Below are 15,929 nucleotides of genomic sequence, written 5' to 3'. Positions count from 1 at the left end.
TCCCCCCGTCCCGGCCCGCAGGAAGCGCACGTCCCCGTGAAGTCCAAGCCCGTCCCCGCGGCCGCCGGCGCCCCGGACCCGTACTTCCCGACCAGCGGCGACCACCGCTACCGGGTGCACCGCTACGAGCTGGCGCTGGACTACCGGCCCGGGCCCAACCGGCTGGCCGGATCGGCCCGGCTGAGCGCGGTCGCGGACGCCGCGCTGGCGGAGTTCGCGCTCGACCTGGCCGAGTTCCGGATCGGGCGGGTGCTGGTCGACGGCCGGGCCGCCCGCTACACCCACCGCGCCGGCAAGCTGCGGATCCGCCCGGCCAAGGCCCTGGCGCCCGGCGCGGCGTTCACCGTCGAGGTGCACTACGCCGGCAATCCGCGCCCGGTGCGCAGCCCGTGGGGCGGCCTGGGCTGGGAGGAGCTGACCGAGGGCGCGCTGGTGGCGAGCCAGCCGGTCGGCGCTCCGTCCTGGTTCCCGTGCAACGACCGCCCCGCCGACAAGGCGACCTACCAGATCGCCGTCACCACGGCGTCCCCGTTCACGGTGGTGGCGAGCGGCCGGCTGCTGACCCGCACCACCAAGGCGTCCAGCACCACCTGGGTGTACGAGCAGAGCGCGCCGACCCCGACCTACCTGGTGACGGTGTCGATCGGGCACTACCGGCCGGTGCCGCTGGCGGTGCGCCCGGCGGTGCCGCAGACCGGCTACGTGCCGGAGCGGCTGGCCGCGGCGTTCGCCCGGGACTTCGCCCGGCAGCCCGAGATGGCGGCGTACTTCGGCGAGGTCTTCGGCCCGTACCCGTTCGGCGAGTACGCGGTGGTCGTCGCGGACGAGGAACTGGACGTCCCGGTGGAGGCGCAGGGCGTCGCCACCTTCGGCACCAACCACCTCGGCGGCGGCTGGGAACGCGAGCGGCTGATCGCGCACGAGCTGGCCCACCAGTGGTTCGGCAACAGCGTCACGATCGCCGACTGGCGGCACATCTGGCTCAACGAGGGCTTCGCCAAGTACGCCGAGTGGCTCTGGTCCGAGCACGCCGGCGGCCCTGGTGCGGCCGTGCACGCCGCCGCCGCGCACCGGCTGCTCGCCGGGCTGCCGCAGGACCTGTGCCTCGGCGACCCGGGCCGGAAGCTGATGTTCGACGACCGGCTGTACCAGCGCGGCGGACTGCTGGTGCACGCGCTGCGGCGGGCGCTCGGCGAGGACGCGTTCTTCGCGATGCTGCGGGACTGGACGAGCGCCAACCGGCACGGCGTGGTCTCCACCGCCGACCTGCGCGCGCACGCCGCCCGGTACACCACCGCCCCGCTCGGCCCGCTCTTCGAGGCCTGGCTGGAGCGGCCGGAGCTGCCGCCGCCGACGGACTGAGCGTTCCGGCGGGGCCGGGCCCGGGCCGGTCGCCATCCGGGCCGCGCTCGACTGGGCCACACCGGCCATCAGGCCCGCCCCGGTTATTCGGTCGGCCCCGGCGCCGGGCTGGACTACTGTCCGTACACATGTCGATGAGTCCGGAAGTCCACATGACCGACCTTCCCGCCGAGCTGCTGCCCGCCACCCGCCGCGCCCTGCTGCACCGGCTCGCCGTCACCCAGGCCGAGGGCCGCACTCCCTCGCTCGTCGCCGGGGTGCTGCGGGACGGGCAGCCGGTCTGGAGCGGCGCCCGCAGCATGGTCGACGGGCACGCGCCGACCCCCGACGTCCAGTACCGGATCGGCTCCCTCACCAAGACCTTCGTCGCCGTCCTGGTGCTCCGGCTGCGCGACGAGGGCCTGCTCGACCTCGCCGACCCGCTCTCCCGGCACCTGCCCGGCACCCCCGCCGACGACCCCACCATCGCCCAACTGCTCTCACACTCCTCCGGCCTGCCCGCCGAGACCCCCGGCCCGTGGTGGGAGCGGACCGAGGGCACCCTGCGGCCCGGCCTCGACGACCTCCTGGAGACCGAGCGGCCGCTGAAGCACCCGGCCGGGCGGGTCCACCACTACTCCAACCCCGGCTACGCGCTGCTCGGCGCCCTGGTGGCGAAGCTGCGCGGCGAGCCCTGGGACGAGGCGCTGCGCCGCGAGGTGCTCGCCCCGCTCGGCATGGACCGCACCACGGCACTGCCCGAGCACCCGCACGCCGGGGGCTTCGCCGTCCACCCCTGGGCCGACGTCATGCTGCCCGAGCCGCTCACCGACACCGGACTGATGGGCCCGGCCGGCCAACTCTGGTCCACCATCGCCGACCTGGCCCGCTGGGCGGCCTTCCTGACGGCCGGCGACGACAAGGTGCTGTCCGCCGGCACCCTCGCCGAGATGCGCCGGCCGGCCGTCGGCCCGGACGACGCCGAGTGGACCAGCGGCTACGGACTCGGCCTGCAACTGCGCCGCCACGAGGGCCGGTTGCTGTACGGACACACCGGCTCGATGCCCGGCTTCACGGCCGGACTGTGGATCAGCGAGGCCGACGGCCTGGCCGCGTACGCCCTCTCCAACGCCACCAGCGGCCCCAGTACCGCCGGGCTGGCCGCCCAGCTGCTCACGCTCACCGCCGAACTGGAGCCCCGGCTGCCCGAACCGTGGCGCCCGGCGGCCGACGTGGACGCGGAGCTGCTGGAACTCACCGGCCCCTGGTACTGGGGCGCCGCGCCGACCGCCCTGCGACTGCGGCCCGGACGGGTGCTGGAACTCAGCCCGCTCACTGGCGCCGGCCGCGGCTCCCGGTTCCGGCCCGAGCCGGACGGCACCTGGACCGGCGTGGAGAACTACTACGCGGGCGAGACCCTGCGGGTGGTCCGCCACCCCGACGGCACGGTCAGCCACCTGGACGTCGGTTCCTTCGTCTACACCCGCGAGCCGTACGGCCCGGCCGGCGCCGTCCCGGGCGGGGTCGACCCGGAGGGCTGGCGGGCGTTCTGAGCCGCCCGTCGAGGTCGGGCCGGGGACGGACGGCGACGTGACGACGGCGGGTGCGGCGCGGGGGCGGCGCGGGGGCGTACGGTGCGGCCGTACGCCCCCGCGCCGTACCTTGTCCACCCCCGCCGGTCGAGCGCCCGGTGCCGTGCAAGTGACCGACGGGCCACGGGTGTTCCCATTCAACAGGTGCACATCTGCGCTCCCCCGGGCCGCAACATAAATGCCAACCGATTCGGAGAGACATACGGGGACCGGTTCGCGTCCATGCCCAACCGCCTGCGGACCGGGACGGTGCCCTGGTGATCCACGGCACCGCCGATCGTGCTGCCCTGGAGGGTCCGCCATGACCACCGTCCCCACGTACGCTCCGTCCGCAGTCGCCACCGCCCACGACGCCCCGGCGGTCCCCGCGCCCCGCCCCCGGCCCGCCGCCCCGGCCGCGTACACCGTCTCCCTCGCCCGCGACGAGGACGACGTGCGCGCCGCCCAGCGGCTGCGCCACCAGGTCTTCGGCGCCGAACTGGGCGCCGTGCTGCACAGCCCGGTCGAGGGTCTGGACGTCGACCCGTTCGACGAGTTCTGCGACCACCTGCTGGTCCGCGAGGGCGAGCAGGGCACCGTCATCGGCACCTACCGGCTGCTGCGCCCCGAGGCCGCCCGACGGGCCGGCCGGCTGTACTCCGACGGCGAGTTCGACCTCTCCGCGCTCGCACCGGTCCGCCCCGGCCTGGTCGAGCTCGGGCGCTCCTGCATCCACCCGGACCACCGGGGCAACGGCGCCGTCATCAACCTGATGTGGGGCGGCATCGCGCGCTACCTGGCCGACACCGGCAACACCTGGGTCGGCGGCTGCTGCTCGATCGAGCTGGGGGACGGCGGCGCCACCGCGGCCCGGGTCTGGGACACCGTCAGCGCCAAGCACCTCGCGCCCGAGGAGTACCGGGTCACCCCGCACCGGCGCTGGGACGCCACCGGGGTGGCCCGCGCCGAGCGGGGCGCGCTGCCGGCCCTGCTCCGCGGCTACCTCCGCCTCGGCGCCTGGGTCTGCGGCGAGCCCGCGTACGACCCGGACTTCGACTGCGCCGACCTGTACGTGCTGCTCTCGCTGGAGCGCACCGACCCCCGCTACCTGCGGCACTTCCTGTCCGGCGTCCCCGCCTCGGGCGCCTCGTCATGAGTGTCTGGCTGCCCACGGCGACCTGCCGGCCCGAGACCTGCCTGGCCGACATCTCCCCGGAGGTCTCCCACCCCCGGCGGGCGCTGCGGCTGGCGGCCTGTCTGGCGGCGGTGCTGGCGGGGGTCGTGCTCGGCCTGCCGGCCCGGCTGGCCCCGTACCGCGCCCGGATCCTGCTGGTCCGGCTCTGGGCGCGGGTGGTGCTGCGCTCCCTCGGGGTGACCGTCCACCTCGCCGGGCCCGGCGGGCCTGGCCCGGGGGCGGGCTCGGGCGGAGGGGTGCTCGTGGTGGCCAACCACGTGTCCTGGCTCGACATACCGCTGCTGGCCGCCGGGCAGCCGGGCCGGTCGCTGGCCAAGACCGAGGTCCGGCGGTGGCCGGTGCTCGGCCCGCTGATCGCCTGCTGCGGCACCGTCTTCCTGGACCGCGACCGGCTGCGGACGCTGCCGGACACCGTCGCGGCGGTGGCCGAGGTGCTGCGCTCCGGGCAGCCGGTGATCGTCTTCCCGGAGGGGTCGACCTGGTGCGGGCGGGAGAGCGGCCGGTTCCGGCCCGCCCTGTTCCAGGCGGCGGTGGAGGCGGGGGCCGACGTCCAGCCGGTGACGATCCGCTACCGGCTGGCCGACGGGCGGCCGACCAGCGTGCCCGCCTTCATCGGGGACGACGGCCTGCTCACCTCGCTCGCCCGGGTGGTCGCGGCCCGCGGGCTGGTCGCCGACGTGACCTTCCTGCCGCCGATCCCGCCGCCCGGCCCGCGGCCCGGCCGGGCGGGTGCCCGGCGCGAGTTGGCCCGCACGGCGCAGGCGGCGATCGAGGGCGTCCGCTGACGGCCCCGCCGCCGACGACCCTCCGGCGGCGTCCTCGGGCTCGGCGGGCGGTCGCCCGGCCGACGGTCGCCCGGCCGGCGAGGTGCCCGGGGCCGAAGAGGTGCCCGAGTGTGGCAGCCGGTCACGCGGCCGTACGGGCACCGGTCAGGCGGCGCGGGTCCCGGCCGGTTCCGCCGGTCGCTCGGCCGCGGCCTCCGGCGGGGTGGTCGGACGCGTCCGCCGGAGCAGGACGGCGACCAGGACGGCGGTGACCGCGAGCGCGACCGCTCCGCAGCGCACGGCGAGGTGGATCCCGTCGATGAAGGCGCCGTCCACCGCCTCCTGAAGCGGAGCGGGCAGGGCCGACGCCGCACCGCCGCCGCCGTGCACCGCGCCGGTGGGCGCGTCCGCGATCGGGCCGACGGCGTCCGGCGGGACGCCCAGTCGGTGCAGGGCGGCCGTCAGGGAGTCGGTCAGACGACTGGTCAGGACGGCGCCCAGCACGGCGATCCCGAGCACGCCGCCGAGTTCGCGCAGGGTGTTGATGGCGGCCGAGGCCATCCCCGTCCGGGCCGGGTCGACCCGCTGCATCACGCCGATCGACACCGGCGTGAAGGTGAGCCCCATCCCGAGGCCCATCGCGAACAGCGTCCACAGGTACTCGAGGTAGCGCGCGTGGTCGCCGTACAGCGACAGTCCGCCGAGCCCGGCCGCACAGAGGAGGAGACCGATCACCAGCGGGGGCCGCGGCCCGTAGCGGGTGGTCAGCAGACCGGAGAGCGGCGCGGCGACCACCAGCATCGCGGTCATCGGCAGCCCGGCCCAGCCCGCCGCGGCCGGGGACCAGCCGAGGGTGCCCTGCATCATCAACGGCAGGAAGAACAGCGCGCCGAACATCCCGAAGCTGACCATGAACCCGCTGAGCAGCGCGCCGCCCAGCATGCCGTCACGGAACAGCCGCAGCTCCAGCATCGGCTCGGCGAGGCGCAGTTCGAGCAGCAGGAAGGCGAGCAGCAGCACGGCGGCCGCGGCGCCGCAGCCGAGGACCACGCTGTCGGTCCAGCCCCGGGAGGGGCCCTCGATCAGCGCGTAGACCAGCAGGCCCAGTCCGGCGGCGGACAGGGCGAGGCCGCCGAGGTCGATCCGGCGGGCGCGCGGCGGGACCTCCGGGAGCACCCGGACGGCGAGCAGCAGGCCGGCGACGCCGATCGGCACGTTGATCCAGAACACGCTGGCCCAGCCGAGGTGTTCGACCATCGGACCGCCGACCACCGGGCCGACCGACAGGCCGAGCGCGGAGACCCCGGACCAGGTGGCGATGGCCTTGGCCCGCTCCCGCTCGTCGGTGAAGACGTGCCGGAGCAGGGCGAGGCTGCCCGGGGTGAGCAGCGCGGCGCCGACGCCCTGGAGCATCCGGGCGCCGACCAGGACGCCGATCGTTCCGGCGAGCGCGGCCACGGCCGAACCGACCGTGAAGAGGGCGAGGCCGAGCCGGAACACCCGGGTGCGGCCGTGGCGGTCGCCGAGCGCGCCGCCGGTCAGCACGAAGGCCGCGTACACCAGGCTGTAGCCCTCGGCGACCCACTGCAGGCCGCTGATCCCGGAGTCCAGCTCCTGGCCGATGCGGGGCAAGGCGTTGTTGACGATGACGTTGTCCAGCATGGACATGAACATGGTGACGCAGAGCGTGAGCAGCGCGAGCCGTCGGCGGCGGGCGCTCGTGTCCTCCATGGGTTCCCTCCCGATCATGAGCCCCTAACGGTGTTAGGGGTCGCGGCGACAGCCACAGAGTGCACCTAACGGTGTTAGATTGCAAACAGGAATCCGCTCGACCGCCGGAGGCGTCCGCACAGCCATGCCGCAGAACCACACCGGCACGCCCGGGAGCGACGACACCACACCCCACCTGACCAGGGAGGCCCTCGCCCAGGCCGCGCTGCGGGTGCTGGAACGCGACGGCCTGGCCGGGCTGTCCATGCGCAAGGTCGCCGCCGAGGTCGGCGTCAAGGCGGCCTCGCTGTACTGGCACGTCCGCAACAAGCAGGAGCTGCTCGACCTGCTCACCGACGCCGTGATGGGCTCCGCCGAACCCCCGCCGCGCGAGGGGAACTGGCGCGAACAGTTCCACGCGTACTGCTGGCGCTACCGCCGCCTCCTGCTCGACACCCGGGACGCGGCCAAGGTCGTCGCCGGCCGGCTCGCCCCCGGGCCCCACCTGCTCGGACTGATGGAGGACCAGCTGGACCGGCTCCGCGCGGCCGGATTCTCCGACGCGGACGCCGCCATGGCCAGCTACCTGCTGGGCGCCTTCGTCCAGGGCTTCGTGCTCCAGGAGCAGTCGCCGATCTCCGCCTCCGAGGTGCTCGGCACCAGCCGCCGGGACATCGCCGACGCGGCCGGAGACCTGTTCCGGGCCCTTCCCGCCGAGACCCACCCCAACCTGGTCGAACTCGCCGGCGAGCTCACCGAGCCGAACATGGACGTCCGCTTCGAGTTCGGAGTCCAGCGGATCCTCGACGGCCTCGCGGCCCTGCTGCCACCGGAGCGGCGCTGACCCCGGCCGCCACGATCACGCCACCCAGTTCACGCCACCCAGTTCACGCCGCCACGATCCCGGCCGCCTGACCCCGCCGACCCGATCCCGGCCGCCCCGATCCAGGCTCCGGAGATCCGGGTGGCGCGGTGCCGACACCGGGATAGGCTCGCCGGACCCACCCGTCGGACCACGGAGGAGTCACCGATGCCCGAGCCGTACCCCCTCTACGAACCGTACGCGCAAGGGATGTTGGACGTCGGCGACGGACAGCTGATCCACTGGAACGCCTCCGGCAACCCGGCGGGCAAGCCCGCCGTGGTGGTGCACGGCGGGCCCGGCTCCGGCCACAGCCCGGGCTCCCGGCGGTACTTCGACCCGGAGCGCTACCACCTCGTCCAGTTCGACCAGCGCGGCTGCGGGCTCAGCCGACCGCACGCCGCCGACCCGTCCACCAGCCTGGAGCACAACACCACCCCGCACCTGATCGCCGACATGGAGCGGCTGCGCGAGCACCTCGGCATCGACAAGTGGCTGCTGTACGGCGGCTCGTGGGGCTCCACCCTGATCCTCGCGTACGCGCAGGCCCATCCGGAACGGGTGTCCGCGATCGTGATCTGCGGGGTCACCATGACCCGCCCCGAGGAGACCGACTGGCTCTACCGGGGCGTGGGCCGCTTCCTGCCCGGAGCCTGGGAGGAGTTCCGGGACTTCCTTCCGCCCGCCGACCGCGACGGGGACACCTTCGACCTGCTCGCCGCCTACAGCCGACTGCTCAACAGCACCGAGGAGCCCGTCCGGCGGGCCGCCGCCAGCGCCTGGGCCACCTGGGAGGACGCGGTCATCTCGCACGAGTCGCTGGGCAAGCCGAACGCGTACACCGACCGCCCCTCCGAGGCCCTGATGGCCTTCACCCGGATCACCGCGCACTACTTCTCGCACCGGGCCTTCCTGCCGGACGACGCGCTGCTGACCGGTGCCGGACGGCTGGCCGGGATCCCCGGAGAGCTGATCCACGGCCGGCTGGACCTCGGCGGGCCGGTCGACACCGCCTGGCAGCTGACCAAGGCCTGGCCCGACGCCCGCCTGACGATCATCGACGAGGCCGGGCACACCGGGAGCCCGCGGATGCGCGACGCGATCCTGGCCGCGATCGAGCGCTTCGCCTGACGGCACCGCTCCGCCACGGAGCGGTTGGGCCGTTCGCAGGAATGGTCCAGACCGAGGAAGGCCTACCATACGACCCATGATCGCCTATGCCCCAGCCGCCCTGTTCTTCCTGTTGTTCGGAATCGGGGTACTGCGCGACCGCCGCCAATTCAGCAACGCCGTCCTGCTCGGCATCGCCGTCTCCCTGCTCTCCCTCGCCCTGCTCGCCGAACTCCGCAAGGCGCCCAGCATGGTGGTCACGCTCGTGGCCGGCGTCATCGTCCTCCTCCCGGCCCTCGGCACGGCGGCCCTGGTCTGGTTCCTGCTCGCCAACGGCATGACCATGATCCGCAAGGAGGGCAGGCGACCGGCCAACCTGCTGTCCCTGCTCGCCGGCCTGGGCATCCTGGCGGTCATCGGGCTGCTGATCACGGCCCTGGTCTTCCACTCCAGGCAGCTGGCCGCCCTGGCGGGCACCGCGGTCCTGGTCGTCGGCTACGTCTCCTTCCTGTTCACCTGCTTCGTCGGCTACGCCTTCCTGTACGGCCGCCACCGGCCGCGCCGGGACGTGGACTTCGTGGTCGTGCTCGGCTCCGGACTGATCGGCGGCGAGCGCGTGCCGCCGCTGCTGGCGAGCCGGCTGAGCCGGGGCCGCGAGGTGTACGAGGGCCAGGCCGCCCGCGGCAACCCGCCGGTGCTCATCACCTCGGGCGGCCAGGGGCCGGACGAGAAGCTGCCGGAGTCCCACGCGATGGCCGACTACCTGATCGAACAGGGCTTCCCCCCGGAGCACATCGAGCGGGAGGACCGCTCGCGCACCACCGAGGAGAACCTGCTCTTCAGCAAGGCCATCATGGAGCAGGCCAAGCCCGACTACCGGTGCGTCGTCGTCACCAACAACTTCCACGCTTTCCGCGCCGCCCTGCTCGCCCGCCAGACCGGCGTCAACGGCCACGTCTTCGGCTCGCCCACCGCCCGGTACTACTGGCCGAGCGCGACCATCCGCGAGTTCGCCGCGATCTTCCTGTCGCACAAGCTGGTCAACTTCGGGATCTGCGGCCTCATCGCCCTCTGCGGGGTGGTCGCGGCCCTCTGAACGGCCACGGCATTCCCACCGGGCGGGCCCCGGTCGCCTCGGCGGCCGGGGCCCGCCCGTTCCTGTTCGGGTGGGACGCGCGACCGGACATAACTGCGGGCAGCCTCTCTCCGGCCTCCCTGGCCCCGCGCTCGGACAGACCGCTCGGACAGACCGCTCGGGCCGACCGGCCGGGCAGACCGGCCGGGCAGACCGGCCGGGAGGCCGATCGGGCAGCCCGATTCAGGACGCCGGGCGGGCGGACAGGATCGCGCAGGTGGTGGTGGCGTGCGCGTAGAGCTTGCCGTTCTCCACGCCCACCACCTTGGCCTCGGCCGTCGCCATCGTCCGGCCCAGGTGCAGCACCACGCCCTCACAGCGCAGCGGCCCCGAGTCCGCGAACACCGGGCGCAGCATGTGCACGTTGAGCTGGGTGGTGGTGTAGCCCACCCCGGCCGGCAGCCTGCTCATCACCGCGCAGCCGAGCGCCGAGTCCAGCAGGGTGGCGAGGTACCCGCCGTGCACGGTGTTCATCGGGTTCTGGAGGTGGTCCCCGGGTTCGCCCTGGAACACTGCCGCCCCCTGCTTCGCCTCGGTCAGGTGGATTCCCATGGTGCTGCAGATCGAGGGCTCCGGGATCCGCCCGGCGATCCACTCCAGCAGGATCTCCTCTCCGCTCAGGTGGGCGTACTCGGTGATCGGCGGGCCGGGCGTCCAGGTGTGCGTCCGAGTGCGCTGCTCCGGACCGCTCGTGGACTGCGCGCTGCTCGCGGGCTCGGGCCCTTCGACGGTGATCTCATCGGTGGTCATGGGATCAACCTGCCCCGTCCGGCCGTCCGTCTCAAGTGCCTTACGGCGCGGGGCAGCTGTTGACTCCGGTCCCTGCCACTGCCACTGCGCGGCGGGGCGGGGCGGCCGGGCCATGGCGGCCCGCGCCATGGCCGGGCGGCGGACCCCGGATGACCGCCACATGGCACCGGCGTTCCGGGCGCGCCACGCTGCACGGGACCGCCCCCCACTCCTCCCCCACCCAGGAGCCTCCATGCCACTGCGCCCCACCACCGCGGCACTGCTCACCGCCGTCACCCTCGCGCTCGCCACCGCCGCACCCGACGCGGCCGTGGCCTCCCCCACTGCGGCCTCCGTTCCGGCCTCCGTTCCGCCCTCCGCGCCCGCGGCCACGAGCGGCGGCTTCCAGCAGGTCACCGGGTTCGGCACCAACCCGGGCAACCTCGCGATGTACACCTACACCCCTGCCGGGCTGCCCGCCGGCGCTCCCCTGGTGGTCGCGCTGCACGGGTGCGTGCAGAGCGCCACCGACTACTACCGCAGCTCCGGCTGGACCAAGTTCGCCGACCAGTACGGCTTCGCGGTGGTGTTCCCGCAGACCAGCAGCGTCAACAACAACCTCTCCTGCTTCAGTTGGTTCGACGCCGGCAAGGCCGCCCGGGGCGTCGGCGAGGCCAGGTCGGTGGTCGAGATGGTCACCAAGGCCGAGTCCCTGTACGGCTCGGACGCCCGCCGGGTGTTCGTCACCGGGCTCTCGGCCGGCGGCGGAATGGCCGCCGACCTGCTGGCCGACTACCCCGACGTGTTCGCCGGAGGGGCGATCGACTCCGGGCTGCCCGCCCACTGCGCCACCACCCAGGCCGCCGCCTCCGGCTGCCAGAACTCGGACCAGGGGCTCACCCCCGCCCAGTGGGGCGACAAGGTCCGGGCCGCGTACCCCGGCTACACCGGGCCGTGGCCCAGGGTGGCGATCTGGCAGGGCACCGCCGACACCGTGGTCAGGCCGGTGAACGCGACCGAACTGCGGGACCAGTGGACGAACGTCCAGGGCATCGCCCGGCAGCCGACCAGCACCCGGAGCCTCCCCGGCGGCACCACCCAGGAGCTCTACGCCGACGCGAGCGGCAAACCCGCCGTGGGCCTGTTCACGGTCAGCGGGATGGGCCACGGGCTGGCCGTCCACCCCGGCACCGGGGCCGACCAGTGCGGAGCGACCGGTGCCTACTTCCTCGACACGATCTGCTCCGGCTACTACACGGCGCAGTTCTGGGGCCTGGACGGCGGCTCCGGCCCCACCGACCCCGGGCTGCCGGCCCCGATCGGGCTGACCGCGACCGCGGCCACCGGTTCCGTCACCCTCGGCTGGCAGGACGTCAGCGGCGCCGCCTCGTACCGGGTCTTCCGCGGCGGCACCCAGGTGGGCGCCCCAAGCGGCACGGCCTTCACCGACACCGGTCTCGCGGCCGGCACCACGTACAGCTACACGGTGGCGGCGGTCGACGGGTCGGGCGCGGTCGGCGCCCGCTCGACGGCGGTGACGGCGACCACCCCGAGCGGGGGCACGCCCCAGTGCTTCACCGCCAACAACTACGACCAGGTCCTGGCCGGCCGCGCCTCCCGGAGCGGCGGCCTGACCTACGCCCTCGGCTCGGGCCAGAGCATGGGGCTCTGGAACACCTTCGTCACCCACACGCTCAAGCAGACCGGACCGGGCTACTACGTACTCGCCGACGGCCAGTGCTGAACGGACGGCGGCCGCAACGGCCCCGAGCACCGGGGCACCGGACAGCACCGCGACGGCCCGCGCGGCGACCACCCGCGCGGTGACGGCCCCTACCGAAGCGGCCCCTGCCGAAACGGCCCGCACCGCCGCAGCCACCGTGAGGCTCATCCCCCGCCCACCTCCGCCACCGCCACCGCGTCCGCCCGGAGCCCGGCGAACAGGTCGGTCTCGATCCCGCCCGGCCCGGGCCCCGGCACCAGGCTCCGGGCCAGGTGGTAGTCCTCGGTCGGCCAGACCTCGCGCTCGATGTCCCGCGGGTGGGCCATGAAGGCCACGCCGGGCTGGACCTGGGTGGCGTGCGCGAGCATCGCCGCGTCCCGCACGGCGAACTGCTCGGCGCACGCCACCCGGGTGGTGGTGGCGAGGGCGGGCGGGGTGTCGGGCCAGTCGGCGAGCAGCTCGCCCATCCCCGAGGGGACGCCCCGCTCCGTCATGGCCTCGTGCAGGGCCCGGAACCAGGCCCGGGAGAGCGCCAGGTGGTAGTAGAGCTTGGACACCTGCCAGGGCTCGCCCGCCTCGGGGTGGCGGTGCCGGTCCGCGGCGGCCTCGACGGCCGCCACGGTGACCCGATGCGTCATCACGTGGTCCGGGTGCGGGTAGCCGCCGGTCTCGTCGTAGGTGACCACCACCTGTGGGCGGAACTCCCGGATCAACGCGACCAGCGGCACCGCCGCGAGCTCCACCGGGTGGGCCGCGAAGCAGCCCACCGGGAGGGGCTCGCCCGGACCGGGCATCCCGGAGTCGACGAAGCCGAGGAACTCCTGGCGCACTCCGAGGATCTCCCGTGCGGCCGCCATCTCCTCGCGGCGGACGCGGGCGATGTCGGCCCGGACCTCGGGCCGGTCCATGGCCGGGTTGAGCACCGAACCGCGCTCGCCGCCGGTGCAGGTGGCGACCAGGACGTCCACGCCCTCGGCCGCGTACATGGCGAGGGTGGCCGCGCCCTTGCTGGACTCGTCGTCGGGGTGCGCGTGCACGCTGAGCAGGCGAAGGCCACCGGGGTGACGGATGATCACGGATACCTCCGGGCTTGAGTGGTCGGGAACCGGGCGGCGCTCAGCCGGGCCTGCGGGTGTTCGGGTAGAGCAGCGCCGGAGCGATGGCGAGCGCGGACAGGGCCAGCGCCCACCAGAAGGTCTCGCCGAAGGCCGCGCCCGGGTGGTCGGGGTGCCCCTCCTGTGCCTGCTGGAGGACCAGGGTCAGCACCGCCGTGCCGAGCGCTCCGCCCAGCCGGTTCAGCACGTTGACCGCCCCCGCCGCCGCCGGCACCTGGTCCTTGTCGACGCTCCCGTAGACCGCGGCCAGGCCGGGTATCGCGATCATCCCCATGCCCACGCCGCGCAGTGCCAACGAGCCGGCGATCAGCCAGGCGGCCGGTTCGGAGCCGCTCCCCAGCTGGGTGAAGGCGATCGTGCCGACCAGGGAGCAGGCGATACCGGTCAGGATCAGCGGGCGCGGCGCGACACGGTCCGTCATCCGGGCGGCCAGCATCGCGGTGACCGCCGTGCCGAGGGCCTGAGGAGCCAGCAGCAGACCGGCCTCGACCGCGCCGGCGTGCCTGACCTGCTGGTAGTAGAGCGGCACCAGGAACATCGAGCTGTAGAGCGCGGCGCCCTGCAGGAAGCTGTTCGCCGTCGCCACGCTGAAGCCGCGCCGGGCGAACAGCCGCAGGTCGATCAGCGGGGCCCGGACGCCCGCGCGCCCCACCCGCAGCGCGTGCAGGCCGTAGACCACCACCAGCACCGTGCCCACCGCCAGGGCGACCCAGCCGGCCGTCGCGCCCTCACCGATCGTCGCGAGCCCGTAGACCACACCGGTCAGGCCGGGCGAGAGCAGCACCAGCCCGGTCACGTCCAGCCGGGGCTTCGGCGCGTCCGACGCCTCGTCAGCCGGCAGCCAGCGGGCGGCGAGCAGCAGGATCAGCAGCCCGACCGGCACGTTCAGCAGGAACATCCAGCGCCAGTCGAAGTGCTCCAGCACCAGCCCGCCGAGGATCGGCCCGAGGACCGGCGCCAGGCTGATCGGGAGCATCAGTGTGCCCATCACCCGCCCGACCCTGGACGGTCCGGCCGCTTGTATGATGATTGCCTGGCCGAGCGGTTGCATCATCCCGCCGCCGATCCCCTGCAGCACCCGGAAGGCGATCAGACTGCCCGTCGACCAGGCCAGGCCGCACAGCGCCGATCCGAGCACGAACAGGACCACCGAGGCGAGCCACGCCCGCCGCCCGCCGAAGCGGCCGGCGGCCCAGCCCGAGAGCGGCATGGTCAGCGAGATCGCCAGCAGGTACCCCGTGGCCACCCACTGCACCGCCGCGATCGAGCTGTGCAGGTCGCGGCCGACGGAGTCGATGCCGACGTTGACGATCGTGGCGTCCAGCAGCGCGAGCACCGGCCCGAGCGCGAGCACCCCGCCCATCTTCCACAGACCCGGCGGAATCGGCCCCGGCTCCCCCTGCCGGACTTCGCCCGGCCTGTCCTTCGTGGTGACGGATGCCGTCATGCGCCCTCCCCTGGTCGCCGTCCCGGGCGGCCGCTCCGGCCCCCCGGGAAGAACTTAGGACGGACCCATTCGCTGGGTCAAATCCAATTACTGTGCCCGACCCAGCGAAGTGCGCTACGCTCCTGCCATGACCGACTCCGGGACGACCCCGAACCTGCGCGAGCGCAACAAGCGCCGCACCCGCGAGGCCATCTCGCACGCGGCGACCAGGCTCTTCATCGAGCAGGGCTTCGACCGCACGACCATCGCCGAGGTCGCGGCCGCCGCCGGCGTCGCCAAGATGACCGTCACCAACCACTTCCCCCGCAAGGAGGACCTCTTCTTCGACCTGCACGAGGAGCTCGCCGGCCGGCTCGCCGGCACCGTCTCGGAGCGCGCGCCGGGCGAGTCCGCGCTCGCCGCACTGCGCCGCGACTGCCTCGCCGGGCTCGACCGGCACGACGCCCGACTCGGCTTCTCCGGCCCCGACTTCGCCCGCACCGTCTCCGCCAGCCCCGCCCTGGCCGCCCGGCTGCGCGAGCTGCACGAGCAGAGCGAGACGGCACTCGCGGAGGCGCTGGCCGAGGCGGTGCACGAGATGCCGGTCGGCTTCGAGTGCCGGGTCGCCGCCGCGCTGCTCGCCGCCGTCGACCGGGCGGTGTTCGCCGAGGTGTTCCGCCGCACCCTGGCCGGCGAGGAGCACGCCGCGATCGCCGCCGCAGTCCGCCCCTCGGCGGTCCGGGCGTACGACCGCTTGGAGAACGCCCTGGGGAACTACGCCGTGAGGGAGGTCTAGACGTTTCCCGTGGATCATCGGTCGGCCCGGATGCGGATGTTCGCGACGTGGAGTACCGCTCCCCCGCTTCAGCCGACGTGGCCGGCGGCGCGACCACCACTCCGGGCAGCCCGGGGTCGGAAGCGCCGGCGAGCCACCGCTCCGCTCCTCGGGCACCGGGTCGCAGGGCGCGGGGCCTGTAGCCCTGCGACCGCATTCTGACGGTGCGAGTGACACTTCCGGGGCCGTGTCCGAACGGCCGTCGCGGCGCGCGGAACAGGGGTGGGCACCCAGCCGCCGGGCCCCTCCGACGGATCGACCGGCAGGTGCGCGATGCGCGGGGCCACCGCCATGCCCGGCGTCCGTCACGTCGCGAAGAATTTCTTCGAACCCGGCTGCAACCCCCCGGGCGGATGGACGTCTATCAGGGTGAGAGGCGGGGAGAGCGAGCCGGCGAAGCCGGGGGGCTCGGG

Annotated in this window: 13 protein-coding genes; 9 read left to right on the top strand and 4 right to left on the bottom strand. The window is 74.3% G+C overall.

The features are described from left to right. The first annotated feature begins 36 nt into the window (after nt 1-36). From ACWD4P_RS30650 to ACWD4P_RS30635, 4 genes are all read left to right on the top strand, one after another. Nucleotides 37-1,362, top strand: a complete 1,326-nt coding sequence (locus ACWD4P_RS30650; RefSeq protein ID WP_359825879.1) for a M1 family metallopeptidase — start codon at nt 37-39, stop codon at nt 1,360-1,362. A 152-nt stretch (nt 1,363-1,514) separates the two neighbouring features. After that, a complete protein-coding gene (locus ACWD4P_RS30645; protein ID WP_449781894.1) occupies nt 1,515-2,894 on the top strand; it encodes a serine hydrolase domain-containing protein in 1,380 nt (459 codons plus the stop codon). A 340-nt stretch (nt 2,895-3,234) separates the two neighbouring features. After that, on the top strand, nt 3,235-4,068 hold the full coding sequence (locus ACWD4P_RS30640) for a GNAT family N-acetyltransferase (protein ID WP_449781893.1): 834 nt from the start codon (nt 3,235-3,237) through the stop codon (nt 4,066-4,068). Further along, nucleotides 4,065-4,892 (top strand): lysophospholipid acyltransferase family protein, encoded by an 828-nt coding sequence (locus ACWD4P_RS30635; protein WP_449781892.1) that lies wholly within the window; start codon nt 4,065-4,067, stop codon nt 4,890-4,892. The genes ACWD4P_RS30640 and ACWD4P_RS30635 overlap by 4 nt, the downstream gene beginning before the upstream one ends. 144 nt (nt 4,893-5,036) lie before the next feature. Here ACWD4P_RS30635 and ACWD4P_RS30630 read toward each other — a convergent pair whose 3' ends face one another. Beyond that, nucleotides 5,037-6,602 carry an MFS transporter gene (locus tag ACWD4P_RS30630; RefSeq protein ID WP_449781891.1) on the bottom strand — a complete coding sequence of 522 codons (1,566 nt, stop codon included), beginning with the start codon at nt 6,600-6,602 and terminating at the stop codon, nt 5,037-5,039. Nucleotides 6,603-6,726: 124 nt separating this feature from the next. On the opposite strand from ACWD4P_RS30630, the gene ACWD4P_RS30625 reads away from it, so the two are divergent. The 3 genes from ACWD4P_RS30625 to ACWD4P_RS30615 all read left to right on the top strand — a co-directional run bounded on the left by ACWD4P_RS30625 (nt 6,727) and on the right by ACWD4P_RS30615 (nt 9,649). Beyond that, nucleotides 6,727-7,425: a TetR/AcrR family transcriptional regulator gene (locus ACWD4P_RS30625; RefSeq protein WP_359829196.1), complete on the top strand. Its 699-nt coding sequence runs from the start codon at nt 6,727-6,729 to the stop codon at nt 7,423-7,425. Between the two features lie 186 nt (nt 7,426-7,611). Further along, nucleotides 7,612-8,574 (top strand): prolyl aminopeptidase, encoded by a 963-nt coding sequence (pip, locus tag ACWD4P_RS30620; RefSeq protein WP_359829197.1) that lies wholly within the window; start codon nt 7,612-7,614, stop codon nt 8,572-8,574. A 76-nt stretch (nt 8,575-8,650) separates the two neighbouring features. Further along, the gene (locus ACWD4P_RS30615) at nt 8,651-9,649 is read left to right on the top strand and encodes an ElyC/SanA/YdcF family protein (RefSeq protein ID WP_449781890.1); all 999 of its coding nucleotides are present in this window, start codon (nt 8,651-8,653) and stop codon (nt 9,647-9,649) included. Between the two features lie 222 nt (nt 9,650-9,871). On the opposite strand, the gene ACWD4P_RS30610 is transcribed toward ACWD4P_RS30615, so the two are convergent. Beyond that, the gene (locus tag ACWD4P_RS30610; protein WP_449781889.1) at nt 9,872-10,438 is read right to left on the bottom strand and encodes a PaaI family thioesterase; all 567 of its coding nucleotides are present in this window, start codon (nt 10,436-10,438) and stop codon (nt 9,872-9,874) included. 232 nt (nt 10,439-10,670) lie between these two features. Between ACWD4P_RS30610 and ACWD4P_RS30605 the strand changes: the two genes are divergently transcribed. Beyond that, entirely contained in the window at nt 10,671-12,161 is a 1,491-nt protein-coding gene (locus ACWD4P_RS30605; protein WP_449781888.1) for an extracellular catalytic domain type 1 short-chain-length polyhydroxyalkanoate depolymerase, read from the top strand. 143 nt (nt 12,162-12,304) lie between these two features. Here the strand turns inward: ACWD4P_RS30605 and mca are convergent, their stop codons facing one another. After that, nucleotides 12,305-13,216 carry a mycothiol conjugate amidase Mca gene (gene mca, locus ACWD4P_RS30600; RefSeq protein ID WP_449781887.1) on the bottom strand — a complete coding sequence of 304 codons (912 nt, stop codon included), beginning with the start codon at nt 13,214-13,216 and terminating at the stop codon, nt 12,305-12,307. Nucleotides 13,217-13,256: 40 nt separating this feature from the next. Continuing rightward, on the bottom strand, nt 13,257-14,702 hold the full coding sequence (locus ACWD4P_RS30595; RefSeq protein WP_449781886.1) for an MDR family MFS transporter: 1,446 nt from the start codon (nt 14,700-14,702) through the stop codon (nt 13,257-13,259). Between the two features lie 127 nt (nt 14,703-14,829). On the opposite strand from ACWD4P_RS30595, the gene ACWD4P_RS30590 reads away from it, so the two are divergent. Beyond that, nucleotides 14,830-15,477, top strand: a complete 648-nt coding sequence (locus ACWD4P_RS30590) for a TetR/AcrR family transcriptional regulator (protein ID WP_449781885.1) — start codon at nt 14,830-14,832, stop codon at nt 15,475-15,477. Nucleotides 15,478-15,929 lie beyond the last annotated feature (452 nt).

This window comes from Kitasatospora sp. NPDC002543, from assembly GCF_053594915.1.
Note: the sequence above shows the minus strand (reverse complement) of the source record. Positions and strands in the feature narration are given on the sequence as shown.

Excerpts from the sequence above, each read along its gene's own strand:
- ACWD4P_RS30645 (WP_449781894.1), top strand. The coding sequence starts at position 1,515 with ATGACCGACCTTCCCGCCGAGCTGCTGCCCGCCACCCGCCGCGCCCTG.
- ACWD4P_RS30640 (WP_449781893.1), top strand. The coding sequence starts at position 3,235 with ATGACCACCGTCCCCACGTACGCTCCGTCCGCAGTCGCCACCGCCCAC.
- ACWD4P_RS30635 (WP_449781892.1), top strand. The coding sequence starts at position 4,065 with ATGAGTGTCTGGCTGCCCACGGCGACCTGCCGGCCCGAGACCTGCCTG.
- ACWD4P_RS30630 (WP_449781891.1), bottom strand. The coding sequence starts at position 6,602 with ATGGAGGACACGAGCGCCCGCCGCCGACGGCTCGCGCTGCTCACGCTC.
- ACWD4P_RS30625 (WP_359829196.1), top strand. The coding sequence starts at position 6,727 with ATGCCGCAGAACCACACCGGCACGCCCGGGAGCGACGACACCACACCC.
- pip (WP_359829197.1), top strand. The coding sequence starts at position 7,612 with ATGCCCGAGCCGTACCCCCTCTACGAACCGTACGCGCAAGGGATGTTG.
- ACWD4P_RS30615 (WP_449781890.1), top strand. The coding sequence starts at position 8,651 with ATGATCGCCTATGCCCCAGCCGCCCTGTTCTTCCTGTTGTTCGGAATC.
- ACWD4P_RS30610 (WP_449781889.1), bottom strand. The coding sequence starts at position 10,438 with ATGACCACCGATGAGATCACCGTCGAAGGGCCCGAGCCCGCGAGCAGC.
- ACWD4P_RS30605 (WP_449781888.1), top strand. The coding sequence starts at position 10,671 with ATGCCACTGCGCCCCACCACCGCGGCACTGCTCACCGCCGTCACCCTC.
- ACWD4P_RS30595 (WP_449781886.1), bottom strand. The coding sequence starts at position 14,702 with ATGACGGCATCCGTCACCACGAAGGACAGGCCGGGCGAAGTCCGGCAG.
- ACWD4P_RS30590 (WP_449781885.1), top strand. The coding sequence starts at position 14,830 with ATGACCGACTCCGGGACGACCCCGAACCTGCGCGAGCGCAACAAGCGC.